31 protein-coding genes are annotated in these 26,888 nt (G+C 36.4%); 29 read left to right on the plus strand and 2 right to left on the minus strand.

Features of this window, described 5'->3' with window-relative positions; all coding sequences use genetic code 11:
* Positions 1-375: 375 nt before the first annotated feature.
* The 20 genes from DPQ31_RS07660 to DPQ31_RS07755 all read left to right on the plus strand — a co-directional run bounded on the left by DPQ31_RS07660 (position 376) and on the right by DPQ31_RS07755 (position 17,430).
* Positions 376-648 carry an HU family DNA-binding protein gene (locus DPQ31_RS07660; RefSeq protein ID WP_001043860.1) on the plus strand — a complete coding sequence of 91 codons (273 nt, stop codon included), beginning with the start codon at positions 376-378 and terminating at the stop codon, positions 646-648.
* A 120-nt stretch (positions 649-768) separates the two neighbouring features.
* On the plus strand, positions 769-1,338 hold the full coding sequence (folE, locus tag DPQ31_RS07665; protein WP_001151479.1) for a GTP cyclohydrolase I FolE: 570 nt from the start codon (positions 769-771) through the stop codon (positions 1,336-1,338).
* A 183-nt stretch (positions 1,339-1,521) separates the two neighbouring features.
* The gene (locus tag DPQ31_RS07670) at positions 1,522-2,271 is read left to right on the plus strand and encodes a heptaprenyl diphosphate synthase component 1 (RefSeq protein ID WP_000332836.1); all 750 of its coding nucleotides are present in this window, start codon (positions 1,522-1,524) and stop codon (positions 2,269-2,271) included.
* 29 nt (positions 2,272-2,300) lie between these two features.
* On the plus strand, positions 2,301-3,014 hold the full coding sequence (menG, locus tag DPQ31_RS07675) for a 2-heptaprenyl-1,4-naphthoquinone methyltransferase (RefSeq protein WP_001187664.1): 714 nt from the start codon (positions 2,301-2,303) through the stop codon (positions 3,012-3,014).
* Positions 3,015-3,045: 31 nt separating this feature from the next.
* On the plus strand, positions 3,046-4,008 hold the full coding sequence (hepT, locus tag DPQ31_RS07680; protein WP_000776088.1) for a heptaprenyl diphosphate synthase component II: 963 nt from the start codon (positions 3,046-3,048) through the stop codon (positions 4,006-4,008).
* Between the two features lie 124 nt (positions 4,009-4,132).
* Complete coding sequence (gene ndk / locus DPQ31_RS07685; protein ID WP_000415890.1) at positions 4,133-4,579, plus strand: nucleoside-diphosphate kinase; 447 nt, start codon at positions 4,133-4,135, stop codon at positions 4,577-4,579.
* A 273-nt stretch (positions 4,580-4,852) separates the two neighbouring features.
* Positions 4,853-6,025, plus strand: coding sequence for a chorismate synthase (aroC, locus tag DPQ31_RS07690; protein ID WP_001269353.1), 1,173 nt, complete (start codon positions 4,853-4,855; stop codon positions 6,023-6,025).
* A complete protein-coding gene (aroB, locus tag DPQ31_RS07695; RefSeq protein ID WP_208731736.1) occupies positions 6,025-7,110 on the plus strand; it encodes a 3-dehydroquinate synthase in 1,086 nt (361 codons plus the stop codon). The genes aroC and aroB overlap by 1 nt, the downstream gene beginning before the upstream one ends.
* A gap of 134 nt (positions 7,111-7,244) precedes the next feature.
* The gene (gene hisC, locus DPQ31_RS07700) at positions 7,245-8,357 is read left to right on the plus strand and encodes a histidinol-phosphate transaminase (protein WP_208731737.1); all 1,113 of its coding nucleotides are present in this window, start codon (positions 7,245-7,247) and stop codon (positions 8,355-8,357) included.
* Between the two features lie 450 nt (positions 8,358-8,807).
* Complete coding sequence (locus DPQ31_RS07705; protein WP_087970169.1) at positions 8,808-10,070, plus strand: tetratricopeptide repeat protein; 1,263 nt, start codon at positions 8,808-8,810, stop codon at positions 10,068-10,070.
* 73 nt (positions 10,071-10,143) lie between these two features.
* Positions 10,144-10,680 carry a ReoY family proteolytic degradation factor gene (locus DPQ31_RS07710; RefSeq protein ID WP_001095919.1) on the plus strand — a complete coding sequence of 179 codons (537 nt, stop codon included), beginning with the start codon at positions 10,144-10,146 and terminating at the stop codon, positions 10,678-10,680.
* Positions 10,681-10,833: 153 nt separating this feature from the next.
* Complete coding sequence (locus DPQ31_RS07715) at positions 10,834-11,289, plus strand: YpiF family protein (protein ID WP_000871316.1); 456 nt, start codon at positions 10,834-10,836, stop codon at positions 11,287-11,289.
* A gap of 143 nt (positions 11,290-11,432) precedes the next feature.
* Positions 11,433-11,945 carry a menaquinol-cytochrome c reductase iron-sulfur subunit gene (gene qcrA, locus DPQ31_RS07720; RefSeq protein WP_001290419.1) on the plus strand — a complete coding sequence of 171 codons (513 nt, stop codon included), beginning with the start codon at positions 11,433-11,435 and terminating at the stop codon, positions 11,943-11,945.
* Positions 11,946-12,620 carry a menaquinol-cytochrome c reductase cytochrome b subunit gene (qcrB, locus tag DPQ31_RS07725; protein WP_000932700.1) on the plus strand — a complete coding sequence of 225 codons (675 nt, stop codon included), beginning with the start codon at positions 11,946-11,948 and terminating at the stop codon, positions 12,618-12,620. It abuts the gene before it with no gap.
* Positions 12,621-12,663: 43 nt separating this feature from the next.
* A complete protein-coding gene (gene qcrC, locus DPQ31_RS07730) occupies positions 12,664-13,431 on the plus strand; it encodes a menaquinol-cytochrome c reductase cytochrome b/c subunit (RefSeq protein ID WP_000554601.1) in 768 nt (255 codons plus the stop codon).
* 111 nt (positions 13,432-13,542) lie between these two features.
* Positions 13,543-14,133, plus strand: coding sequence for a lipoprotein heptaprenylglyceryl N-acetyltransferase LhaT (locus DPQ31_RS07735; RefSeq protein ID WP_000262817.1), 591 nt, complete (start codon positions 13,543-13,545; stop codon positions 14,131-14,133).
* Between the two features lie 25 nt (positions 14,134-14,158).
* On the plus strand, positions 14,159-14,842 hold the full coding sequence (locus tag DPQ31_RS07740; protein WP_000830607.1) for a lipoprotein intramolecular transacylase Lit: 684 nt from the start codon (positions 14,159-14,161) through the stop codon (positions 14,840-14,842).
* A 107-nt stretch (positions 14,843-14,949) separates the two neighbouring features.
* Positions 14,950-15,738, plus strand: coding sequence for a sporulation protein YpjB (gene ypjB / locus DPQ31_RS07745; RefSeq protein WP_000831603.1), 789 nt, complete (start codon positions 14,950-14,952; stop codon positions 15,736-15,738).
* A gap of 255 nt (positions 15,739-15,993) precedes the next feature.
* Entirely contained in the window at positions 15,994-16,674 is a 681-nt protein-coding gene (locus tag DPQ31_RS07750) for a zinc metallopeptidase (protein WP_000499539.1), read from the plus strand.
* A 114-nt stretch (positions 16,675-16,788) separates the two neighbouring features.
* Entirely contained in the window at positions 16,789-17,430 is a 642-nt protein-coding gene (locus DPQ31_RS07755; RefSeq protein WP_208731738.1) for a uracil-DNA glycosylase, read from the plus strand.
* A 28-nt stretch (positions 17,431-17,458) separates the two neighbouring features.
* Here DPQ31_RS07755 and DPQ31_RS07760 read toward each other — a convergent pair whose 3' ends face one another.
* Entirely contained in the window at positions 17,459-18,340 is an 882-nt protein-coding gene (locus DPQ31_RS07760) for a YitT family protein (RefSeq protein WP_000204285.1), read from the minus strand.
* Positions 18,341-18,609: 269 nt separating this feature from the next.
* Here DPQ31_RS07760 and DPQ31_RS07765 point away from each other — a divergent pair, with 269 nt between their 5' ends.
* Genes DPQ31_RS07765 through DPQ31_RS07795 form a run of 7 tightly spaced genes read left to right on the plus strand, consistent with a single transcriptional unit; the run spans position 18,610 to position 24,165 of the window.
* Positions 18,610-18,951, plus strand: coding sequence for a nucleotide pyrophosphohydrolase (locus DPQ31_RS07765; RefSeq protein WP_044810165.1), 342 nt, complete (start codon positions 18,610-18,612; stop codon positions 18,949-18,951).
* Positions 18,951-19,751: a dihydrodipicolinate reductase gene (gene dapB, locus DPQ31_RS07770; RefSeq protein WP_000658795.1), complete on the plus strand. Its 801-nt coding sequence runs from the start codon at positions 18,951-18,953 to the stop codon at positions 19,749-19,751. Before DPQ31_RS07765 ends, dapB begins: the two co-directional genes overlap by 1 nt.
* 15 nt (positions 19,752-19,766) lie before the next feature.
* Positions 19,767-20,162: a methylglyoxal synthase gene (gene mgsA, locus DPQ31_RS07775; RefSeq protein ID WP_000684760.1), complete on the plus strand. Its 396-nt coding sequence runs from the start codon at positions 19,767-19,769 to the stop codon at positions 20,160-20,162.
* Between the two features lie 11 nt (positions 20,163-20,173).
* Positions 20,174-20,878, plus strand: coding sequence for a bacillithiol biosynthesis deacetylase BshB1 (gene bshB1 / locus DPQ31_RS07780; RefSeq protein WP_000015657.1), 705 nt, complete (start codon positions 20,174-20,176; stop codon positions 20,876-20,878).
* Positions 20,875-22,020, plus strand: a complete 1,146-nt coding sequence (gene bshA / locus DPQ31_RS07785) for an N-acetyl-alpha-D-glucosaminyl L-malate synthase BshA (protein ID WP_208731739.1) — start codon at positions 20,875-20,877, stop codon at positions 22,018-22,020. Before bshB1 ends, bshA begins: the two co-directional genes overlap by 4 nt.
* On the plus strand, positions 22,007-23,200 hold the full coding sequence (locus DPQ31_RS07790) for a CCA tRNA nucleotidyltransferase (protein ID WP_052943514.1): 1,194 nt from the start codon (positions 22,007-22,009) through the stop codon (positions 23,198-23,200). Before bshA ends, DPQ31_RS07790 begins: the two co-directional genes overlap by 14 nt.
* Positions 23,185-24,165 carry a biotin--[acetyl-CoA-carboxylase] ligase gene (locus tag DPQ31_RS07795; protein ID WP_001192037.1) on the plus strand — a complete coding sequence of 327 codons (981 nt, stop codon included), beginning with the start codon at positions 23,185-23,187 and terminating at the stop codon, positions 24,163-24,165. Before DPQ31_RS07790 ends, DPQ31_RS07795 begins: the two co-directional genes overlap by 16 nt.
* A 122-nt stretch (positions 24,166-24,287) precedes the next feature.
* Here DPQ31_RS07795 and DPQ31_RS07800 read toward each other — a convergent pair whose 3' ends face one another.
* A complete protein-coding gene (locus DPQ31_RS07800) occupies positions 24,288-24,677 on the minus strand; it encodes a cupredoxin domain-containing protein (RefSeq protein ID WP_052943515.1) in 390 nt (129 codons plus the stop codon).
* A 526-nt stretch (positions 24,678-25,203) separates the two neighbouring features.
* Here DPQ31_RS07800 and panB point away from each other — a divergent pair.
* A complete protein-coding gene (gene panB / locus DPQ31_RS07805; RefSeq protein WP_000851101.1) occupies positions 25,204-26,040 on the plus strand; it encodes a 3-methyl-2-oxobutanoate hydroxymethyltransferase in 837 nt (278 codons plus the stop codon).
* Complete coding sequence (panC, locus tag DPQ31_RS07810; RefSeq protein ID WP_000692376.1) at positions 26,040-26,888, plus strand: pantoate--beta-alanine ligase; 849 nt, start codon at positions 26,040-26,042, stop codon at positions 26,886-26,888. The genes panB and panC overlap by 1 nt, the downstream gene beginning before the upstream one ends.

Below are 26,888 nucleotides of genomic sequence, written 5' to 3' on the forward strand. Positions count from 1 at the left end.
TTTATATTGTTTTCATTTACTAAAATTAAAAAGGATTGCAGAATGTTGGGAACCCTAAAGGGTTTCCCAACACTCTGGAAAAAATCCCTCTCATTGTAGAGGGATTTTTTTATTTTTTACGTATGGAATAGAAAAATAAACAGTCATTATCTAATACATTGTTGTAAATTGTCAAGTTTCATCAGATTTTCACATTTTAAGAGTAACAATTTCCTTAAAAATATTGAATTATAAAGGAGAATCGTATAATATAGGCGTTGATAATGATTTATCTACATCTTTGTAGTATAGAATTTGTAAAAATTGCCTACAAATGAAAGTAAGACTCATTTTATGATCATTATACAGTCTTATCTTTGGGAGGAGGTGAATGGCATGAACAAGACAGATTTAATCAATGCTGTTGCAGAAGCAAGTTCCCTTTCTAAAAAGGACGCAACAAAAGCAGTAGACGCTGTTTTTGATTCTATCTTAGAAGCTTTAAAACAAGGTGATAAAGTACAATTGATCGGATTCGGTAACTTCGAAGTTCGTGAGCGTGCGGCTCGTAAAGGTCGTAACCCACAAACAGGTGAGGAGATTGAAATCGCTGCAAGTAAAGTACCTGCATTCAAACCTGGTAAAGCGTTAAAAGATGCGGTTAAATAATCCTTACATATTAACAGGGAAGAAGAGTTTCCTTTTTGGGAACTCTTCTTTTTGCTTTTAAAAACATAAATATGCTAGAATGTGTTCGTATCACTTTTAGGTTTTCGGGAGGGCTAGCGGATGGCAAAAGTTAATTTAGAACAAATTGAACACGCAGTACGCCTTATTTTAGAGGCAATCGGAGATGACCCAAATCGTGAGGGAGTACTTGATACACCGAAGCGCGTTGCAAAAATGTACGCAGAAGTGTTCTCGGGGATGCATGAAGATCCAAAAGAGCATTTGCATAAAGTATTCGGAGAAGATCACGAAGAGCTTGTACTAGTAAAAGATATACCATTTTATTCGATGTGTGAGCATCATCTAGTTCCATTCTATGGAGTTGCTCACGTTGCATATATTCCGCAAGGCGGAAAGGTGACGGGGTTAAGTAAATTAGCTCGTACTGTAGATACAATTGCACGTCGTCCACAACTACAAGAACGTATTACATCAACAGTGGCTAATTCTATCATGGAAGTACTAGAGCCGCATGGTGTAATGGTAGTAGTAGAAGCAGAACATATGTGTATGACGATGCGTGGTGTGAAAAAACCAGGTGCGAAAACGATAACGACGGCAGTACGTGGTGTGCTTGAAAATGATGCTGCAGCGCGTAGTGAAATTTTATCTTTTATTAAAACGAAGTAAAGAAAAGCGGGAAACTGCTTTTCTTTTTTTTACAAGTAAATAAATGATATAGTGTTAGTTGGGCAGAGTGAGAATAGAAAGATTGCTTACATCAATGGAAGGTGTAGCCAAGTTTTGGTTATAGAAAATAGAATGTATGTGTTATAATAAGTTTTATGAATTAGAAAACAAGGGTGATTTTTTGTGTGTGACATCTACGGAGGGTATGCGGGTATAAAAGAGAAATTGATGGAGAAATTACGCCATCCTTATTTTATAAACTATATTGAAGAACCATGTATTGATGAAGAGAAAATAGCATTGTTATATGGAGCTTTAAAAAGTGAAAATTTACATATAGAACAAATTGAGCATTATGTAGTAACGATTATGCTTGTGCAAATTGCGCTTGATACACATGAAAGAGTATCAAACAAAGCGGGGGAAGAAGCGATTGAATCGCATAAACGCCGCCAGTTAACAGTACTTGCAGGTGATTACTATAGTGGGCTATATTATTACTTATTGTCTATGAATCGTGATATTGTTTTAATTCGCGCGCTTGCTGAAGGAATTAAAGAGATTAATGAACATAAAATTATGCTATACCAAAAAGCGCATGACAAGATGGATAACATAATGGAGAGTGTAGTAACGATTGAATCTGCGCTCCTTCAAAAAACATGTGATCATTTCCATTTATCACATTGGAAACCATTTATAACGTATGTATTAGGGAAAAATCGTCTCCAAAAAGAATGTCAACTGTATGCTGATAAACAACATTCACCTGTTTTTCAAGCAGTGCAAGAGGCTTTAGGGGATAAAGCTGATGCAGAAACAGTTATTAATGAATGGATGATGGAATTACGAAAGAAAGAAGATCAATTTTTAGAAGATCACACAGACATAAGTGAAATAAATTCTGTGTTAAGAGATAAATCGAAGACATAAGCAATTTTACATTGGAAGAAGGTACGAGCATGCAACAATCAAAAGAAGAAAGAGTACATGATGTATTTGAGAAAATTTCAGATAAATACGATGTGATGAATTCTGTAATTAGTTTTCAAAGACATAAAGCATGGCGTAAAGAGACGATGCGTATTATGGATGTAAAACCTGGCAGTAAAGCGCTTGATGTGTGCTGCGGGACAGCGGATTGGACAATTGCGCTAGCAGGAGCTGTAGGTGAGCAGGGGAAGGTTGTTGGCCTAGACTTCAGTGAAAACATGTTATCTGTCGGTAAACAAAAGGTAGAGGCGTTACAATTAAAACAAGTAGAACTTCTACATGGAAATGCAATGGAACTTCCATTTGAAGATCATACATTTGATTATGTAACGATTGGATTTGGTTTACGTAACGTACCAGATTATTTACACGTATTAAAAGAAATGACACGTGTAGTAAAACCAGGTGGTAAAGTAATCTGCCTAGAAACATCGCAACCAACAATGATTGGTTTTCGACAAGGGTATATTTTATACTTTAAATATATCATGCCGTTATTTGGAAAGATGTTTGCGAAAAGCTATAAAGAATATTCATGGCTTCAAGAATCCGCTAGTACATTCCCAGGGATGAAAGAATTGGCTCAAATGTTTGAGGAAGCTGGACTTGAACGTGTACAAGTGAAACCATTTACTTTTGGAGTAGCAGCGATGCATTTAGGTATGAAACCAGAATCAAAATAGAAAAAAGAAGTTTTAGGTTAAGGTGAACAATATGAAGTTACAACTTATGTACTCTTTTTTACGATCGGATATTAATGTAATAGAAAAAGAATTAAAAAAGACAGTTGCTTCTGAACAGCCATTAGTAGAAGAGGCGGCATTACAACTCATTGAAGCTGGTGGGAAGCGAATTCGTCCTGTATTCGTGTTGCTTGCAGGGAAATTCGGGGATTATAAGTTAGACGCAATTAAGCACGTCGCTGTTGCGTTGGAACTTATTCATATGGCTTCTCTCGTTCACGATGACGTTATTGATGCAGCGTTTTTACGACGCGGTAGTGCGACTGTGAATGCGAAATGGGGAGATCGTATTGCAATGTATACAGGAGATTATCTGTTTGCTAAGTCTCTTGAATGTGTAACAAATATCGAAATTCCAGAGGCGCATCAGGCACTGTCGCATACAATTTTAGAAGTATGTAAAGGTGAAATTGAACAAATTAAAGATAAATATAACTATGACCAAAATTTACGAACGTATTTAAGAAGGATAAAGCGAAAAACAGCATTATTAATTGCTGCGAGTTGTCAGCTAGGGGCGATTGCTGCTGGTGCTAATCGTGATATGGTAAATCGTTTGTTTTGGTATGGGTATTTCGTAGGAATGTCTTATCAAATTATTGATGACATTTTAGATTTCGTTTCAACAGAAGAGAAACTTGGAAAACCTGCTGGTGGTGACTTACTACAAGGAAATATTACGCTGCCTGCTTTATATGCGATGGAAGATCCAATACTCCGCAAGAAAATCACTTCTGTACATGAAAATACAACAGCAAGTGAAATGAAAGAAATTATTGATGCTGTAAAAAATAGTACAGCTATTGATCAAGCATTTGCGTTTAGCGAACGTTATTTACATAAAGCATTGGAAATAATAAAACCACTCCCACGTGGGCAAGCAAAGTATGCATTACAAAATGTTGCAAAGTATATTGGAAAACGAAAATTTTAGTGTTTATTCTAAAAAATAAAATAATCTCTCTATTTCAAAACTATTGCACAATTGTGATAAGGGTGTTAATATGTGTGTGGGGATATACAATTACATACATAATTCAGAAGTGGAGAGATTTTTTATGGAAAAAACATTTCTAATGGTAAAACCAGACGGTGTACAACGTGCCTTCATTGGGGAAATTGTAGCTCGTTTTGAGAAAAAGGGCTTTCAATTAGTTGGTGCAAAATTAATGCAAGTCACTCCGGAAATTGCTGGACAACACTACGGTGAGCATAAGGAAAAACCTTTCTTTGGTGAATTAGTAGACTTTATTACATCTGGACCTGTATTTGCAATGGTATGGCAAGGTGAAGGTGTAGTAGATACAGCTCGTAATATGATGGGTAAAACAAGACCACATGAAGCGGCTCCTGGAACAATTCGTGGAGATTTCGGTGTAACTGTTGCGAAAAACATTATCCACGGTTCTGATTCTTTAGAAAGCGCAGAGCGCGAGATTGCTATTTTCTTTAAAGAAGAAGAATTGGTAGACTACTCAAAATTAATGAATGAATGGATTTACTAATTATTTTGAAATAATTTGTAAACGCTTTAATCACTGTGATAATAGTAAAAAGTGCAAGAAGAATAGGGGTATTCTTCTTGCACTTTTTTTATTTGGATTAGTTACGAAGTTAGAGCGGTTATGATATATTGATATGTAAAGTAAAAGGCCTATCGGAGAATAAGCGAATGGCTGATCAATCATATAATTTCTTTCATATTTTTAGAGTAATGAAAGATAATATCATTGCTTAATATAGCGAGATAAATACATATACGAAAAGAGGAATAACGTATGCGATATATTACAGCTGGTGAATCTCATGGTCCACAACTTACAACGATTATAGAAGGTATTCCAGCAGGACTGCCTTTAGTAGCGGATGATATAAATGAAGAGTTAGCTAGAAGGCAAAAGGGATATGGGCGTGGTAGACGCATGCAAATTGAAACAGATCAAGTGCAAATTGCAAGTGGTGTTAGACATGGAGAGACATTAGGTTCTCCAATTGCACTTGTTGTTGAAAATCGTGATTTTGCACACTGGACAAAAATTATGGGTGCAGAGTCGTTAACGGAACAAGAAGAAAAAGAAATGAAGAGGAAAGTAACAAAACCAAGACCTGGACATGCTGATTTAAATGGTGCGATTAAATATGGTCATAGAGATATGAGAAATGTACTTGAACGTTCTTCAGCACGCGAAACGACAGTGCGTGTTGCTGCTGGTGCGGTTGCTAAAAAAGTGTTAGCGGAACTTGGTATTACAGTGGCAGGTCATGTAATTGAAATTGGCGGTGTACAAGCTAAGGAGATTACGTATCGTTCAATTGAAGAATTAAAAAGTATTACAGAAGCATCACCTGTACGTTGTTTAGATGAAGAAGCTGGCAACCAAATGATAAAAGCAATTGATGATGCGAAAGCAAATGGTGATTCAATCGGTGGCATCGTTGAAGTAATTGTGGAAGGAATGCCAATTGGAGTAGGAAGTTATGTGCATTATGATCGAAAACTGGATGCGAAATTAGCAGCCGCGATTATGAGCATTAATGCCTTTAAAGGTGTTGAGATTGGAATTGGTTTTGAAGCAGCGCATAGACCCGGAAGTGAAGTTCATGATGAAATTCTGTGGAATGAAGCACGTGGATATACACGAAGAACGAATCATGCAGGTGGATTAGAAGGCGGTATGACGACTGGAATGCCAATTGTTGTGCGCGGTGTGATGAAACCGATACCTACACTATATAAACCTCTTCAAAGTGTGGATATTGATACGAAAGAACCTTTTACAGCAAGCATTGAACGTTCAGATAGTTGTGCTGTACCAGCAGCTAGTGTCGTTGCAGAAGCTGTTGTGGCTTGGGAATTAGCGACTGCTTTAATAGAACAATTTGGATTAGATCGTATGGATCTTATTCGTGAAAATATGGAGAAACATAATGAATATGCGAGGGGATTTTAATGGAAAACATACATATTCAAACGAAATCAAAAGAATATGATGTACATGTTGGGAAAGAGGCATTATTACATTTGACAACATTTGTTCAAAATATGCAGCCAGTTGTATCTAACGTAATGATCATTTCAGATGAAGTTGTTGCATCTTTACATTTACAGACAGTTGTGAATGCATTGCAAGTAGAGCAAGAAGTATTTTCATTCGTTGTACCGAGTGGTGAAAAAGAGAAGTCTTTTGAAAATTTCTATGCGGCTCATACGTCAGCTCTTGAAAATAAATTAGATAGAAATTCTTTAATTATCGCACTTGGAGGCGGAATGATTGGAGATTTGGCTGGTTTTGTTGCTGCGTCGTTTATGCGTGGCATTCGCTTTGTCCAAGTTCCAACGACTTTATTAGCTCACGATAGTGCAGTAGGCGGGAAAGTAGCAATTAACCATCCGTTAGGGAAGAATATGATTGGTGCATTCCATCAGCCAGAAGCGGTTGTATATTATACACCATTTTTATACTCTCTTCCTGAAAAAGAATGGCGTTCAGGTTTTGCAGAAGTGATAAAACATGCTTTGATTGGTGATGTTGAACTGTATCATTGGTTAAAAGAAGAAGTGCAAACATTGGCGGATCTTCGTGATGAGAAGTTAATTCACATATTAATGAAGGCGATTCCTGTAAAAGCAAATATTGTATCGCAAGATGAAACAGAAAAAGGTGTACGTGCTCATTTGAACTTTGGACATACGCTAGGGCATGCTCTTGAAAAAGAGATTGGATATGGAAATATTACTCACGGTGACGGAGTAGCAGTTGGGATGTTATTTGCTTTATTTTTAAGTGAGCAAGTGTATAAAGTTGATCTTGCTTATGAAGAGATAAAGCAGTGGTTCTTGCAATACGGCTATCCAAAAATGCCAAGCGATTTGAATGTAGAGCGCCTCGTTCAACTGATGAAACAAGATAAGAAAGCAAATGCTGGAACAATTCATATGGTACTTATGCAGGAATATGGGGTGGTGAACGTCGTATCTATTCCTGATGAGACTGTTCATATTGCGTTAGAAGCATTTCAAAAGGATATGGCTTAAAAATATAGGGAACAGTTATGAAGTGCTTATTTAGAGGTGTTTTCGTAATAGTGACGGTTATGATAAAAGATTACAGTAAGGGATTATAATCACTTACTGTAATCGAATTCAATAAAATGACTGGGGGAAGAAAAATGAGAGTGAAAGAGCAATTGTTAACTTTGAGAGCATATGTACCTGGGAAAAATATTGAAGAAGTAAAAAGAGAATATGGATTATCAAAAATTGTGAAATTAGCATCGAACGAAAATCCATTCGGTTGTTCTACAAATGTGACAGAAGCGTTAACATCATTAGTGAGTCAATACGCTCTTTATCCAGATGGATATGCTTTTGAACTTCGGACAAAAGTAGCTGATCATTTAGGTGTAAAAGCGGAACAACTGTTATTTGGTAGTGGGTTAGATGAAGTTATTCAAATGATTAGCCGTGCCTTACTACATGAAGGAACAAATGTTGTAATGGCGAATCCTACATTCTCGCAATACCATCACCATGCTGTTATTGAAGGGGCAGAAGTTCGTGAAGTATCACTTAAAGATGGCATTCACGATTTAGATGCAATGTTACAACAAGTAGATGATAAAACGAAGATTGTGTGGATTTGTAATCCGAATAACCCGACAGGTACATATGTAGAGAAACAAAAATTACTTTCATTTTTAGAATCAGTACCTAAGTCAGCGCTCGTTATTATGGATGAAGCATATTATGAATATGCGGAAGCAAAAGACTATCCGCAAACATTGCCACTTCTTGAAAAATATGAAAATCTTATGGTATTACGTACATTTTCAAAAGCATATGGCTTAGCTGCTTTTCGAATTGGATATGCGATTGGTGATGCGAAGTTAATCAGGCAGTTGGAAGTAGCAAGGTTACCGTTCAATACATCGACTGTAGCCCAAGCTGTAGCAATAGCTGCATTAGAAGATCAAACATTTTTACAAGACTGTGTGCAAAAAAATGCTGAAGGGTTAAATCAATACTATACATTTTGTAAGGAATATAACGTATTCTATTATCCGTCTCAAACAAATTTCATTTTCTTAAAACTTGGTATTTCTGGTAATGAAGCTTTCGAACGATTAATGAAGAAAGGATATATTGTTCGTTCTGGTGCTGCATTTGGAATACATGATGGCATTCGTATTACCGTCGGATTGAAAGAAGAAAATGATGAAATTATAGAATTACTGAAAGAGCTTGTAAATGAGCAAGTTAAGAAAGAAGAAACCTATTCTTAAGAAATTGTGAAGGCTCCTTTTATAGGAGTCTTTTTTATCCCGCATGAACAGCTCCTAAAAGCTTGGTTGGTGTTGCTTCATAATTAATAAGGGAAGTTATTTGCACGGTCATGAAAGAAAACGGTACAATAGAAAGTAGTGAGGGATCGGTGTCACATCCGAACTTTTTGAACAAGTAGCTACGCTATAAGAAAAAGTACAAGAAGGAGCATGCTCATTCTAAAGGTTGCGTTATAACAGTGCGTTGCTTATGATAAAGTGAAACTTTAATCAGTGGGGGATGTTTATCCCCCGCTAATTATTAGTTGAACCAATCGAGCTTTTACGGGCAGTTGATCCCAAAACTAACTTCTTTGCCTTAGCTGAATTTTGAGGTGGCGGTCTTACTGCCCGTTAATAGCGGGGGAAATGAACAGAAGAGAATATTTTTTAGAATTAAAGGAGACGTTTATGCAAAAGTTTGAACAAGCTGTGTCATATATTGAAAATGGTGAAGCGGAAAAAGGATTACAATTATTAAAAGAACAATTACAAGTTGCGAATGATGAAGAGAAGTATGATATCGCTCGCTACTATCATACACTTGGGTTTACGGATGAGGCGCTAGTAATAACAGAAGATTTACGCTTGCTATATCCAGAAGAGAGTGAATTTACGGTGTTTTTAGCAGAATTATATATTGATTTAGATAAAGAAGATGAAGCGATTGAAGTACTTCATGATATTCCAGAAAATGATGATTTATATGTTCAATCGTTATTGCTTGTTGCAGATTTATTCCAAATGCAAGGTTTTGATGATGTAGCAGAGCAAAAACTATTAAAGGCGAAAGAATTGATGCCTGACGAACCTGTTATTACGTTTGGATTAGCAGAATTATATAGTAGTAAAGGTGAAGAACAAAAGGCAATTACTTATTACGAGTCGCTATTAGCGGAACATAAAGTAATGGGGGGTGTTGTCATTGCACTTCGTCTCGCAGAAACGTTAAGTGCAATTGGAAACTGGGAAGAAGCGATCTCTTACTATGAAGCAGGCTTAGAGGAGCAAAAAGATATTCACTCCTTATTTGGATATGCTTTCACATTATATCAAGGAGAAGAATATCAAAGAGCAATTGGTGCTTGGCAAGAACTAAAAGAATTAGATCCTGAGTACGCATCACTATACATGTATTTAGCGAAAAGCTATGAAAAAGAAGGAATGCTGCAAGAAAGCTATGAAACACTTCAAGAAGGAATTAAAATAGATGAGCTTGCTGTTCCGTTTTATGTAGAATTAGCGAGCATTGCAGCTAAATTAGGAAAAGTAGCAGAGGCAGAGGAAGTGCTTCAAAAAGCGCTTGAGTTAGATCCAGGACATTTAGGTGCAATATTAAAATATGCATATATTTTAAAAGGACAAGAAAAGTATGAAGAGTTAATCACAGTTGTAGAGCGTGCTATTGATAGCGGAGAGCCAGATACACAACTACTTTGGGATCTTGCGTTTGCAAAAAAACAATTAGAAATGTATTCGGATGCATTAAAGCACTATGAAAGTGCATATACTTCTTTTAAGAATCATCCAGACTTCTTGGAAGAGTACGGTTATTTCTTATTGGAAGAAGGAATGCGAAAAGAGGCCAAAGAAGTGTTTACTCAGTTATTACAACTAGACCCGACACAAATTCATATTGAAGAGTTGTTATATAATTTAGAGGATTTTTCATAAGTTGGAAGGAAACTGAATGCCGCTTCTTGAATCTAAAAAGAAAAGAGAAAGACAGAGGAGGGACTTAATTGCTATGAATACCCCTGTTTCTGTAAACGAGAAGAAGGATTTTGTAAAATGGTTTTTGAATAATTACCAACTGAAACAGCGTGAATGTGTATGGATTTTGAATTATTTAATGAGTCACGACCAATTAATGCATAAAGTCCACTTCGTAGAGCATGCAAAATATTGTCCGCGTGGCTTAGTGATGTCAGCAAATTGCGTGAAAGACACACCGTTTCACTTTTTTAAACAAAATGTTATGACCACAGATGCTGAAAAATCGTTTCATGATATTCGTTTAAATCGAGATGAGGATATTTATATTCAACTCAACTTTAAATCATCGTTCCAAAACGCAAACTATGTAGCTGTATTAGAAGACAATCCATATTTACCAAAGCATATTGAAGTAAATGAAAAAGATCGTTTACTTGCAGAGAGATTTTTAGAAGAGAGTGTATTTTCATTTAGAAGAGAACGTCTTTTGAAACAAATTGATGAAGCGTTGGATAAGCAAGATAAGGAAGCGTTTCATAGGTTAACAGCGGAGTTAAAGACTTTATAGGATTTATTTGAATTATTAAATTTTTACAAATTTCGGACTTTTTTAAGAAAAACTACCTATCTTGGGTAGTTTTTCTTTTTTTACCCCTTTTAGTATGGTTTAATATATATAAAGTGAAAGTTCTGTCATTTTAGCTGGAGGGAGGGAAGAAATGTGAAATGGATTGTAAAAGACGTGGAACAGTTTGAGCAAGCAAGGGAGTATGTAGATACAGGGGTAATACCTCTTTTGTCAATTTCAGCAGCAAAAGAAATGAAAACGGTAGTAGAACAAGGTGAATTTATTGAATTGTTGAGTATGGAGTTGGAAAGAGAATATAAAGGAAGAGTGCTGTTACTACCTGCATTTACGTATTTAGTAGAAAGTCAAAAGAATGAAAAAGCTCGTTTGCAAGAATGGACAGATCATTTACAAAGTCAAGGCTTTAAACATATTGCTTATGTTACAAGTGATTTTTCATGGAAAGAAGATATGCAAGAGTTACAGGGGGATTTATTTTGGTTACCCTCATTAGCGTTAGAACAATTTAGTGATCAAGCGAAGAGAGAAGTCATTCACGCTCATATAAAAAATATAATGGTAATGTTAGAAGAAAAATGGGGAAAATAGCAATAAACAGAAAGTTCTTATTATTATGAGTAGTATGATATTGACCTGTGCATGAGGGTATTATATCATGATAGTGTCCTAGTATTTATTTTTTATATTATTTTTCACGAGGGGACAATTTCTGATAGAGGGGGGAAATTTTCGTGAGCGAGAAAGAACATCGTGTGTCAAGAAGACAGTTTTTAAATTACACACTTACAGGAGTAGGAGGCTTTATGGCAGCGGGTATTTTAATGCCGATGACGCGATTTGCGCTTGATCCGGTGTTAAGAAAAGAAGCGGGAACAGATATGGTTGCTGTTGCGCAAGTAAAGGATATTACAACAGAGCCGAAGCGTTTCGACTTTAAGGTGAAACAGGTTGACGGATGGTACAAGTCTGAAGAGCCAAAATCTGCTTGGGTGCATAAAGATGAAAGCGGAGACATCGTTGCATTTTCTCCAGTGTGTAAACATTTAGGGTGTACAGTGAACTGGAATTCGGACAAAGCACATCCGAATCAATTCTTTTGCCCGTGTCACGGAGGACGTTATACAAAAGATGGTATGAACATTAAAGGCACACCGCCACTTGCTCCGCTTGATGTGTACGAGTCTAAAGTGAAAGATGGAACGCTGTATTTAGGAAAAGCGAAGCCAAAAGGGGGTGCAAAGTAGATGCTAAATAAAATTTATGATTGGGTAGATGAACGTTTAGATATTACACCGATATGGCGCGATATCGCTGATCATGAAGTACCTGAACATGTAAACCCGGCACATCACTTTTCTGCATTCGTTTATTGCTTTGGAGGACTTACCTTTTTCGTTACTGTAATTCAAATTTTATCTGGAATGTTTTTGACGATGTATTATGTGCCTGATATTAAAAATGCGTGGGAATCTGTTTACTATTTACAAAATGAAGTTGCGTACGGGCAAATTGTTCGTGGCATGCACCACTGGGGTGCTAGTCTCGTAATTGTAATGATGTTTTTACATACACTCAGAGTTTTCTTCCAAGGTGCGTATAAAAAACCTCGTGAGTTAAACTGGATTGTTGGTGTTCTTATTTTCTTTGTTATGTTAGGTCTTGGTTTTACCGGATATTTATTACCGTGGGATATGAAAGCGTTATTTGCTACGAAAGTAGGGATTCAAATCGCAGAGCAAACGCCGCTCATTGGTCCTTATATTAAAACATTACTCGCTGGTCATTCCGAAATTGTTGGCGCTCAAACATTAACTCGCTTCTTTGCTATTCATGTCTTCTTCTTACCAGCAGCACTTCTAGGTTTAATGGCCTTCCACTTCATCATGATTCGCAAACAAGGTATTTCCGGTCCACTATAAGAGATTGCTAAATTAAAGGGGAAAGAACTAAAGGAGGGAGATTATGCATCGCGGCAAAGGAATGAAATTTGTAGGAGATTCTCGAGTACCAGTAGCTCGGAAACCAAATATTCCAAAAGATTATTCTGAATACCCAGGAAAAACAGAAGCATTTTGGCCGAACTTCTTGTTAAAAGAATGGATGGTTGGTGCAGTTTTTTTAATCGGTTATTTATGTTTAACAGTGGCACATCCGTCACCGCTTGAGAGAATGGCGGATCCGACAGATGCCGGATATATACCACTTCCAGATTGGTATTTCTTATTTTTGTATCAGTTACTAAAGTATTCTTATGCTTCTGGTTCATTTACTGTAATTGGAGCGTTTATTATGCCAGGGATTGCGTTTGGAGCATTACTGTTAGCTCCATTTCTCGATCGAGGTCCAGAAAGACGCCCGTTGAAGCGTCCTGTAGCAACTGGATTTATGCTTTTAGCAATTGCATCGATTATCTTTTTAACTTGGGAATCTGTAGCACACCACGACTGGGAAGCCGCAAAGAAACAAGGCGCAATTGTAAAAACAGCACCAGTTGATAAAAATGATGACGGCTACAAGTTAATGCAAAAAAATACTTGTTTAACGTGTCATGGTGATAATTTACAAGGCGGGGCGGCAGCACCAGCTTTGCAGAACTTAACTTTAAAACCTGAAGAAATCGCTAAAATTGCGAAAGATGGAAAAGGTTCCATGCCTAAAGGTGTATTTAAAGGTACGGATGAAGAACTGAAAAAGCTTTCGGAATTCGTTGCAAAGTATAATAAAAAGTAATAGAAAAGCTGACTACAAATTTTGTGGTCAGCTTTTTATTTTGATGACAGAAAGTTTACTATATAATAGAGTAGAGTTTGAGGAAAGAATGAAAGGTGTTGGACATACAGCTTGGTTTACTTGTATGCAATGTTAAGACAACGCTCAGTATTATTATTTTTATTGATTGTTAACATACTAGGTACAATTTACGGATTTATATGGTATGGAAATCAATTAAAAGAAACGTCACCTATATTTTGGCCGTTTGTACCAGATAGTCCTATGGCGACTCTCTTTTTTGTCTTTGTTTTAATTGCTTTCTTGGTAAAGCGAAACTGGGGATTAATAGAGGCGCTGGCAATTGTAACTTTAATAAAATATGGTATATGGGCTGTTGTTGTAAATGTGGTTATGATTTATGTAAAAGGTCCTATTGGCTTGATGGGGTATATGTTAATGCTATCGCATTTTGCAATGGCAGTGCAGGGAGTGTTATATGCTCCGTTTTACCGTATAAAAAAATGGCATTTTGTAGTAGCAGGTATATGGACATTACATAATGACGCAATTGATTATTTATTTTGGCAAATGCCGAGATACGGAATTATGCATTTGTTTGTAGAGAAAATTGGTTATTTTACATTTTGGTTAAGTATTGTCGTACTGTGCATCACATACTATTATTGCTTACGTGAGCGCCGAAAACAGTTTTCTTTATGATGGTGTGAACATTTAGGGGGAGAAAATGAAGAGAAGTAAGAGTGGAAAAATATTGGATCGATTGATTACGTTAGTTGTTTCATATAGCATAGCATTTTCTATTTTTGCACTTGCAACAATGGCAGTTATATATGGAAAATGGCTGTATTATTTTGAAATTGATTTTTTAAACATTCCAGATTTAGCGGATATGACAAAAGATGAAATTAAGAGAAATTATGATGTGCTAATTACATATTTATCTCCGTTTTATGACGGAGCATTACATTTACCGACATTAGATATGTCTACAAATGGTCGTATTCATTTTGTAGATGTTAAAAATATTATAGTAAAGATTCAATATGTGATGTATGCGACAATTATGATTGTAGTGATAGGCGGCGTTTATTTATTAAAAAGAAAAAACGAAAAATTTTTACTGCATGGATCGATTGTAACAATTATATTTCCGATAGCACTGGTGTTGCCAATCGCTATTAATTTTGAAAAGAGTTTTGTATTATTCCATAAGCTGTTATTCAGTAACGATTATTGGATGTTTGATATTGAATCGGATCCGATTATTTTAATGCTACCAGAAGAATTTTTTATGCATGCGGCGTGTGCTATTTTATTATTCATTTTAGGTGGTAGTATACTTTGTTACAGCTTGTATAGATATTTCGTAAAAAAGAAAAGGATTTCAAAGGAAAAATTCTCTGCTTAAAGAGAATTTTTTTGTTTGTAAAACGATAATATATTTTTCGGGGCAGTTCTGTTCTATTCTTGTCCAATTCCACATATTTTGTACTAGTAGTTATAGGGGGGACCGGGATGAAGAGAACATTAATTGGATTGATAGCATTTCTAATTATAATGTTTCCGTTACGTATATATGCTGAAGAGTGGAGTGAACTAACGGGGTTGCTAGACGACTCGTTACAGTTAGTGAAGCGTAATGAAGATGAAAAAGCAGTACAAGTATTACAATATTTCTCGGAGCAGTTTTTAGTGAAGGGGAATGAAAAGAAGCAAGAAGTAACACCAGATCAAATTAGAGTCATTTCTTTAGCTTACGACAAAGCGAAACAATCTCTCTCGGAAGAAGATTTAGGTAAGCAAGTTAAAATTGATAATGTGATAGCATTACAACTTGCTGTTGATGCGCAAGTATCGAAATATCAACCGCTTTGGATGGAAAGAGAAGGGAAAGTAATGGATGCTTTTTCTCAAATGGAAAAAGCGATGAAAAAAGAAGATACTGGACAGTTTCAGCAAACGTTAAATACATTCTTAAATGAATTTAATATTATTTACCCAAGCCTAATGATTGCTTTGCCAGAAAACGAGGTGCAACGTGTAAATGCTCATTTATCTTATTTGGATGAATTTCGTAACGTTATGTTAAAAACGAAAGGTGGGCAAATGCAATTAGGAATCATTAAAGGAGATTTGCAAAAGATATTTCACACAGTAAAAAAAGATGAAATTGCCCCCTCTCTCATTTGGTTTATGACAATTACTGGAGGACTTATTTTATTCACATTAACTTATGTTGGATGGAGAAAGTATAAAGGTGAGCGAGAGAAAAGAAAAAGTAATGTACATTCTAAAAATAGATAATGCGATAAAGTGAAACTTTAATCAGTGGGGAGGTTCATACCTCATTGATTATTAGCCCTCATCAATCGGGCGTTTACGGGCAGTGGATATACCGCTTAAGTTCTTTGCTCCAGCAGAATTTTGAGGTGGGAGTCTAACTGTCTACAAATAGCGGGATAAATAAAGATACGGATTGTAAGGTTTATTCATTGACAATGGTGGCAGAAAAAAATAGAATGAGAAGTACTATAATTAAAACTTCAATGGAGGTTCATGATGTTTTATTTAATTTACTTCGCGATCATTTTGATCATACCGTTGTATGCACAGTCAAAAGTACGTAGTGCCTATAGCAAGTATTCACAAGTTTATTCAACATCAGGTATGACAGGAGCAGAAGTGGCTCGGAAAATTTTAGATGAAAACGGATTATACAACGTAGCTGTAGAAGAAACGCCAGGTCATTTATCAGACCATTATGATCCAACTGCCAAAACAGTTCGATTATCAACAGATAACTACTATGGCCATTCAGTTGCTGGTACAGCAGTAGCAGCACACGAAGTAGGGCATGCGATTCAAGATGCAAAAGATTATAATTTCATGCGTGTTCGTCATTCATTAGTGCCAGTTGCTAATTTTGGCTCGAATATGTCTTGGGTTTTCGTCTTAATTGGTGTGTTTGCACAAATGTCTGGTTTATTGTTGCTAGGAATTATTTTGATGGCAGCAGGTGTTGTTTTTCAACTTGTTACATTACCAGTTGAGTTTGATGCATCAAAACGCGCAATGCAACAAATTGAAGCACTTGGTATCGTATCGACAGATGAGTACGGCCAAGCTCGTAAAGTATTAAATGCGGCAGCATTAACATATGTAGCAGCTGCAGCTGTAGCTGTATTTGAATTATTACGTCTTGTATTAATATATACTGGTATGCAGCGTAGCGACGACTAAAGACTATCAATTTTGATAGTCTTTTTTTATTATCTGTAATAAATGGACAGGATAAAATGAAAGAAATATTGTAGGGAAATCATAATTAAGTAGCATACGATGAGGGGGGAGATAATGGAATATCCAGACCATATAGTAAAGCAAGTGAAAGAGCGTAGTACTTCGTATCAGCTAGAAGGTTTTCTAAGTGGACAAGGCCCTGGAAACCCAAAAATTATGCTCGTTGGTGAAGCACCTGGTGAAACAGAAATTCATAATGGGATTCCGTTTAGCGGTAGAGCTGGAAAACATTTAATGGAGTTTTTAGAACGTATTCATGTTACAAGGGAAGAAGTATATATTACGAGTGCGGTCCGGAGTAGGCCATATAAATGGCGAGAGAAAAAAGAACGAAATGGCGAAAAAATACAGAAAAAGTATAATAGGACACCAAATCAAGGAGAAATACTTGCTCATGCACCTTTATTAGATTATGAGTTGGAACATATAGACCCTCCTGTTATCGTTACGCTTGGTAATATTGCATTACAGCGTTTAGTCGGTAAAAATCATAAAATTACAGATGTTCATGGAGAATTGTTAAAACACCCCGTGCAACAATTGAAAGATAGTTGCTGTACAGAATTTGTATGGACAGAAAAAGAATATTCTATTTTTCCGACCTTTCATCCAGCTTCTATTTTTTATAATCGGAGTTTGTTGGAGCTTATTTATGAGGATTGGGAGAAGCTTAAAAGATATGTAATAAAAAACTAGAAAAGCTAAAGAGCTTTTCTAGTTGAATTTAATTATGTAACGGATTTTTATTTTCATCTAATGTAAAACCTTCACCAACTACATCATGTACGTCACTTACAGCAACAAAGGCATGAGGATCTACAGAAGTAATAATATTTTTTAATTTCACGATTTCATTTTTAGCGACAACGCAATACAATACGTTCCGTTCCACTTTCGTATACGATCCAACAGCTTTTAAAAAGGTTGCTCCGCGCTCCATGTCAGATAAAATTTGGGCAGCAATTTCATCGTTTTTATCTGAGATAATAGTTGCTCCTTTTGCCGCATAGGCTCCTTCTTGCATAAAGTCAATGACTTTCGCTCCGATAAAAACAGCAACTAACGTATACATGCCTTCGCGGTATGATAAATAGGTAAGAATAGAGACGATAATGACGATAGCATCAAACATAAACATTGTTTTCCCCATACTCCAGCCAACATATTTATGAGCGAGTCTTGCGATAATATCTACACCGCCAGTAGTCCCCCCATATTTAAATATTATGCCAAGACCGATACCGATAAATGCCCCGGCGAATAAAGCCGCGAGTGTCATATCATTTTGTAAGTTTAAATGTAAGTTAAGAACGTCGTAACGCTGAAAAATCCATAGAAATAAAGATACGCTGAATGTGCCGATTAGTGTATAGATAAATGTCGTTCTTCCAAGTAACTTCCAACCAATAAAAAATATAGGGATATTTAAAATTAAGTTTGAATAAGAAGGGTCAAACTTAAATAGAAAATACAATAATAGTGTAATACCGGTAAATCCACCTTCTGCAAGGTGATTTTCAATATTGATATTCACAATACCGAAAGAAAAAATAGCGGAACCGATTAAAATGAAAATGATATTTCGAATCTTCAAACTTGATGTCATATAGAAATCCCCCTAATTATGTAGATTGCATTGCTCCGCTGAAACGGTAAAACATAATGATAAGTAATTTCTAGTTGTTAATAAAAATAGTGAAGGCTATAAAAAACAATTGATTTTAGCTGATCTTTTGCCAAAACCGCAAAAGAAAGTTTCACTTCATTATAGTCTATCCAAAAAAGGGTCGCAAATAGGTGTTTGGCGGGGAATAATATTTGTCAAATCGCGATGAATTGGCTAACATGAAAGAGGAAGGATTAGAGGTGATTAGTATGGAAGCAAAAACGATGAAAGATATGCAGAAAGAAGTAGATGCATATATTGGTCAGTTTAAAGAAGGTTATTTCAGTCCGCTTGCAATGATGGCTCGTTTAACGGAAGAAATGGGAGAGCTTGCGAGGGAAGTAAACCATTACTATGGTGAGAAACCGAAGAAAACAACTGAAACAGAACGTAGTATTGAAGAAGAGCTTGGAGATGTATTGTTTGTTATGATTTGTATGGCAAATAGTTTAAATATTGATTTAGAAACAGCGCATAACATTGTAATGGAAAAATTTAATACACGTGATAAAGATCGCTGGACACGCATTGATGAGGGAGAGAAAGAATAATGAAAGAAATTAAAGTAATTATCGCTGGACCAAGAGGACGTATGGGACATGAAGCAGTCCTTCTTATGGAAAGAACAGAACATTTCAATTTAGTAGCAGCAGTAGACTATAAGCACGCTGGAGAAAAGATTTCAGACTTACCTGGTATGCCGATGTTAGATACACCGATTTACGCAGATTTACATACTTGTTTAGATGAAGTGGAAGCAGATGTATTATTAGATTTAACAACACCAGAAGTTGGAAAGAAACATGTGACACTTGCAGTTGAACGTGGACTTCGATCTGTTATTGGTACAACTGGATTTACGGAAGAAGAACTAAAGCAATTAACAGAAAATGCAAAAGAAAATAAAGTAGGAACAATTATCGCTCCAAACTTTGCAATTGGTGCAGTACTTATGATGAAATTTTCACAAATGGCAGCGAAGTACTTCCAAGACGTTGAAGTAATTGAATTACACCATGATCAAAAATTAGATGCACCATCTGGTACAGCTGTCAAAACAGTAGAATTAATTCGTCAAAATCGTGAATCAAAGCAGCAAGGTCATCCAAACGAAGTAGAGCAACTAGAAGGTGCTCGTGGTGCAAATGTAGACGGTATTCACATTCATAGTGTACGTTTACCAGGACTTATTGCACACCAAGAAGTAATGTTCGGCGGGGATGGACAAATGTTAACGGTTCGCCACGATTCATTCAATCGTGCATCATTTATGTCAGGTGTAAAACTATCAATTGAAACAGTAATGAACATTGATCATCTTGTGTACGGTTTAGAAAACATTATCGACTAAAGGGGAGAAAAACGGATGAAAATTGCCTTAATCGCACATGACAAAAAGAAAAATGACATGGTTTCGTTTGCGTACGCATATAAACCGATTTTTGAAAAACATGAATTATTTGCAACAGGAACGACAGGACTTCGCATTATGGAGGCAACTGGCTTAGTTGTAACAAGATATCAGTCGGGTCCTCTTGGTGGCGATCAAGAAATCGGTGCCATGATTGCAAAAAACGATATGGATATGGTGATTTTTTTCCGAGATCCACTAACTGCTCAGCCGCATGAGCCAGATGTAAATGCATTACTTCGTTTATGTGATGTATATGCGATTCCACTTGCAACGAACATGGCAAGTGCTGAAATGTTAATGCACGCATTAGAACGAGGGGATTTAGATTATCGCAAGTTAAGAAAATGAGGGGAACAATTATGAGTGGATTACATATATTAGCGTTTGGTGCTCATGCTGATGATGTTGAAATCGGCATGGCGGGTACCATTGCAAAATATACGAAGCAAGGGTTTGAAGTAGGTATTTGTGATTTAACAGAAGCTGACCTTTCTTCAAATGGAACGATAGAGTTGAGAAAAGAAGAAGCAAAGATCGCAGCTCGTATAATGGGAGTAAAAACGAGACTGAATTTAGCGATGCCAGATCGTGGTTTGTATATGAAAGAAGAGTTTATACGTGAAATTGTAAAGGTGATCCGTACATATAAACCAAAACTCGTTTTTGCACCATACGATGAAGATCGTCATCCAGATCATGCAAATTGTGCAAAGCTTGTGGAAGAGGCTATTTTTTCAGCAGGAATCCGTAAATATATGCCAGAACTTCCACCACATCGTGTGGAGTCTTTTTATAATTATATGATTAATGGTTTTCATAAACCGAATTTTTGTATAGATATTAGTGAGTACCTATCGCAAAAAGTGGAAGCATTAGAAGCGTATGAAAGTCAGTTTTCAACAGGGAGTGATGGTGTTAAGACGCCGTTAACAGAAGGTTACGTTGAAACTGTGGTCGCTCGTGAGAAGATGTTTGGGAAAGAAGTTGGAGTCTTGTATGCCGAAGGATTTATGAGTAAGAAACCGGTTTTATTACATGCTGATTTAATAGGGGGATGTAAATGAAATTAAAAATAGGTATTACATGTTATCCTTCTGTAGGTGGTTCTGGAGTTGTTGGAACAGAATTAGGAAAGCAATTGGCGGAACGCGGGCATGAAATTCATTTTATTACATCGGGTTTACCATTTCGATTAAATAAAGTGTATCCAAACATTTATTTTCATGAAGTGACGGTGAATCAATACTCTGTATTTCAATATCCACCATATGATTTAGCGTTAGCGAGTAAAATGGCAGAGGTTGCACAAAGAGAAAGCCTTGATATTTTACATGTGCATTACGCAATACCGCATGCAATTTGTGCTTATTTAGCGAAACAAATGATTGGTGAGCGTATTAAAATTGTTACAACCTTGCATGGAACAGATATTACTGTGTTAGGTTCCGACCCTTCGTTAAATAATTTAATTCGTTTTGGTATTGAGCAGTCTGATGTTGTTACTGCTGTCTCGCATTCATTAATTGACGAAACGCATGAGCTTGTAAAACCAAATAAAGACATTCAAACGGTATATAACTTTATAGACGAACGTGTATATTTCAAGCGTAATATGTCTCAATTAAAGAAAGAATACGGTATAAGTGAGAGTGAAAAGGTACTTATTCACATTTCAAATTTCCGTAAAGTGAAACGTGTGCAGGATGTTGTTCAGGCATTTGCTAAAGTTGCTAAAGAAGTTGATGCGAAATTGCTTCTTGTTGGAGACGGACCAGAATTTTGTACAATTTTACAGATAGTGAAGAATTTATATATTGAAGATCGCGTTTTATTCCTAGGGAAGCAAGATAATGTTGCAGAACTGCTTGCGATGAGTGATTTAATGTTGCTTCTATCAGAGAAGGAAAGTTTTGGTCTTGTTTTATTAGAAGCGATGGCGTGTGGTGTACCTTGTATCGGAACAAGGGTTGGAGGTATTCCAGAAGTCATTCAACATGGTGAAACAGGATATTTATGTGAAGTTGGCGATACAACAGGTGTGGCCAATCAAGCCATTCAGCTATTAAAGAATGAAGAGCTTCACCGTAATATGGGAGAGCGAGCAAGAGAAAGTGTTTATGAGCAGTTCCGCTCAGAAAAAATCGTCTCACAATATGAAGCAATTTACTATGACATACTAAGGGATGACAAAAATGGAAAGATTTAAAAAAGCTAGTTCTATTATTGAGATATTAAAACAACAAGGACATGAGGCTTATTTTGTTGGTGGGAGCGTACGAGATCTTATTATCGATAGGCCGATTGGAGATATTGATATTGCGACATCTGCTTTACCAGAAGAAGTAATGGATATATTCCCAAGACATGTTCCTGTTGGTCTTGAGCATGGAACTGTAATTGTTGTAGAAAATGGTGAACCTTATGAGGTAACCACTTTTCGAACAGAAAGCGAATATGAAGATTTTCGAAGACCTAGTAGTGTTCAATTTGTTCGTTCATTAGAAGAGGATTTAAAACGTCGTGATTTCACAATGAATGCGATTGCCATGACAGAAGAAGGCGAAATAGTGGATTTATTTGCTGGGCAGGAAGCGATTCAAAAGAGAGAAATTGTAACAGTTGGAAATGCAGCGAATCGTTTTCAAGAAGACGCACTAAGAATGATGCGTGGCATTCGGTTTGTAAGTACGTTAGGGTTTTCTTTAGAAACAAAAACGAAGCAAGCGATTGAAACGTATGGACACTTGCTAGAACATATAGCAATTGAGCGCATCACAGTAGAGTTTGAGAAACTGTTAACTGGTACCTATTGTGTGAAGGGCCTCAAAGAATTAGTAGAGACGAAGTTATTTTCTCATTTGCCCTATTTACAAATGTCAGAAGAGAGACTGTTAAAAGCTACGCAGTATAAATGGGATTCTTTTGAAACAGACATTGAGGCATGGGCATTTTTCTTATATTGTATCGGAGAAGAGCATCCATCTGTATTTTTACGTCAATGGAAGTTTTCGAATAAAAAAATAAAAGATATTGTCGCAGTTTTATTAACAATTCGTACGAGAAAGGAGAAGGATTGGGATACAGTCCTTCTTTATAAAACGGGAATTCATATCGCTGAAATGGCAGAGAGAGTATATGAAGCGATGATTGAAAACTATAACCCTACATCTGTTAAACGAGTACAATCAATGTTTCATGCATTGCCAATCAAGGGTCGTCAAGAAATGAATGTGAGTGGGAATGATCTATTAAACTGGGCGAATAAAAAGCCTGGTCCGTGGGTTGCTGAAATGCTTCAAAAAATCGAAGAAGCGATCGTACAAGGAAATGTAGTTAATGAGAAAGAGAGTATAAGGGAGTGGCTGCAAAGATGCAATCTACTATAAGAAAGCAGTTGTTGCAAGTTTTTTCTGAAGCGGATGGAGAGTTTGTATCTGGCCAAACAATTAGTGATAAACTTGGTTGTTCAAGAACCGCTGTGTGGAAACATATGGAGGACCTTCGGAATGAGGGATATGAACTTGAAGCTGTGCGTCGATTAGGTTACCGCATTGCGGGTAAGCCAGACAAAGTAACTGCTAATGAAATTCAGTTAGGATTACAAACAGAGCGTATCGGTAGAACGGTTTATTTTGAAGAATCAGTTGAATCTACTCAGCATATTGCAGCAAAACTTGCTTATGAAGGAGTAGAAGAGGGAACAATTGTCGTTGCGGAAGAGCAAACTGCAGGTAGAGGCCGTTTAAGTAGAAAGTGGCATTCGCCAAAAGGAACAGGAATTTGGATGAGTATTATTTTGCGTCCATCGATCCCGGTTCATCATGCCCCGCAGCTCACTCTGCTAGCGGCTGTTAGCGTTGCACAAGCAATTGAAAAATGCACAGGTGTAAATGTAGGAATTAAATGGCCGAATGATATTTTAATTCAAGGTAAAAAGGCTGTAGGTATATTAACAGAAATGCAAGCGGATCCTGATAAAATCAATGCTGTCATTATGGGAATTGGTATTAATGCGAATCAAAAACAAGAACATTTTGATGAGGAAATTCAGCAAATTGCCACTTCTTTAGCGATTGAATCAGGTAAGCCAATTGTTCGTGCGGAACTTATGCAACAAATCTTTTTACAACTAGAAAAATTATATGAAGAGTATTTACAAAATGGTTTCTCTGTAATTAAAATTCTTTGGGAAAGTTACGCTGTGAGCATCGGGAAAGAAATTACTGCCCGAACGATGAGACAGACGATTACGGGGCTAGCAAAAGGGATTACAGAAGAGGGTGTATTGCTTCTGGAGGACCATGAAGGGAAAATACATCATATTCATTCTGCGGATATCGAAATGAAGTAAAAGAAGTTCCTTTTTTGGAACTTCTTTTTTATTTCAACATTTTTGAGTAGGCTTTGTAATGTGACAATATACTTTTTACAACTTAAGTTGTATGTAGAGTAACGTTCGATTAGCGCTGCTTATTATTTGATTATTACTTTTCCTTCCATTCCTTTAAGGAGATGGTATCTACATATTAATTCATATGTACCAGTATTTTTAGGTTTTATGGTAATGTTTTTTTCTTTTCCTGACTCAACTACGACGTCAATTCCGAGTTTTTTCACTGTAAAGGTGTGCTCGTTCTTACCTTTATTTTTTAATAACAATGTTGTTGTTTCTTCAATCGGAATAGTGATGACATTCGGATTAAAGTAATCATCGTTCAGTTCGACTTCAATCACTTTCGTTGACTCAATAGGTTGTGTTACGACGTTAGCTGAGGCAACTACGTTGATGGAGTCTAAAGTTATCACACTCACAATCATTACAAACAAACCGAGTAATGGAAATAACCACTTGTTCATAGACATTCGCAATTCTCCTTTTCTAAGTGCTTTTCTTCAATTAATCTGCATCATTAGTTTTAGGCTTATACTATACAGTCAAATAAAATATCAGTATCTTTAAATCAATTTTTCGCATTTAAATGGATTACAAAAGAAATTAACTTGGAGTTGTAAGGTATGTATGAGAAACACACCCACTTATTTTTTAGGACTGAATTCTCTGTGAAAACTAGATAGCATATACACTATCTAATTAAATTTCACATACCGTAATGGAAATAAAAAATTATTTTTTCAAAAAAATGTAGTAATTTCTTTTTGTAGTTTGCTATAATTAGTTCGAATGTGGGCAGTATCAGAGCGAACTGCACCATGATTCGAAGCAGTACAAAAAATAATAACTTGGATTCTGCCTTGATCCAATAACGGACTGGGACAGAGGGATGAATAATGCCGACTAACACACAACCCTTCTGCCCTTTTATGGCCAGAGGGGTTTTTTATATGATTTCGGCCATCGCCTCTCTCCTGTATAAAGGAGGAGTAGTTTTTGAAAACAAAAACAGATTTTTTGAAGATGAAAGAGCAAGGTGAGCCGATTACGATGCTAACGGCGTATGATTATCCTTCTGCTAAATTAGCAGAAGAAGCTGAAGTCGATATGATTTTAGTTGGAGATTCTCTTGGGATGGTTGTACTCGGATATGATTCAACAGTACCTGTAACAGTAGAGGATATGATTCATCATACGAAAGCTGTACGCCGCGGAGCGAAAGAAACATTTATTGTAACTGATATGCCGTTTATGTCTTATCACATATCGTTACAAGAAACGATGGTGAATGCACGCCGCATCGTTCAAGAGAGCGGAGCACATGCACTAAAAGTAGAAGGTGCTGGAGAAGTTATATCAACGATTCATTATTTAACGAATGCAGGAATTCCTGTCGTAGCGCATTTAGGTTTAACTCCTCAATCTGTGGGAGTATTGGGTGGATATAAAGTGCAAGGAAAAGATGCTGAAAGTGCAAAGAAATTAATAGACGATGCAAAGAAATGTGAGGAAGCTGGTGCGATAGCACTTGTGTTAGAATGTGTGCCAATGCAGTTAGCAGAATTAATTTCGAAGCAATTAACAATTCCAATAATAGGGATTGGAGCGGGACAAAAAGTAGATGGGCAAGTTCTTGTATATCATGATCTCATCTCATATGGGGTAAATCGTGTTCCGAAATTCGTAAAACAGTATACGTCTGTTCAAGAGGAAATTGTACGTGGGATTTCTCAATATGTTGCTGAAGTGAAGACAGGGCAATTTCCTGAAGAGAAACATTCGTTCACAATGAAAGAAGAAGAATGCTTAGCGTTATACGGGGGAAAACAGTAATGAAAATCATAACTACAGTGCAAGAGATGCAGCAAATTACGAGCGAACTTCGTACAAGTGGAAAGAATATTGGTTTTGTTCCAACGATGGGGTATTTACATGAAGGGCATGCTACTTTATTACGCAAGGCAAGAGAAGAAAATGAAATTGTAGTTTTAAGTGTGTTTGTAAACCCACTACAGTTTGGGCCGAACGAAGATTTAGAGCGATACCCTCGTGATATTGAGAGAGATGAAAGTGTAGCAAAAGAAAACGGTGTGGATTATTTATTTTATCCGAGTGTAGAAGAAATGTATCCGGCAGAACAAACAACAACAGTAGAAGTTGTAAAGCGTACTGACGTATTATGTGGAAAACAAAGACCTGGTCACTTTTCTGGAGTTGCGACTGTACTAATGAAATTATTTAATATTGTAATGCCAAATCGTGCTTATTTCGGTATGAAAGATGCACAACAAGTTGCTGTAATTGAAGGATTTGTAACTGATTTCAATATTCCAGTAACGATCGTACCAGTTGATATTGTAAGAGAAGAAGATGGATTAGCAAAAAGTTCTCGTAATGTGTATTTATCACAAGAAGAACGTGAAGAGGCTTCTCATTTATACCGCAGTCTATGTATAGCGAAAGAAAGAATTGAGGCAGGCGAACGTAATTCAGAAATCATTACAAATCTTGTGAAAGAACATATTGAGACGTATACGAAAGGTACTGTAGATTATGCGGATTTATATGCATATCCGTCATTGGCAATAGTAGGGGAAATGGAAGGAAGAATCATTTTAGCTATTGCAGTTAAGTTTGAAAATGTAAGATTAATTGACAATATAACATTAACGGTTAAATAA

Origin of the sequence: Bacillus sp. COPE52, assembly GCF_003355115.1 — a bacterium.
Taxonomy (GTDB): Bacteria; Bacillota; Bacilli; order Bacillales; family Bacillaceae_G; genus Bacillus_A; species Bacillus_A toyonensis.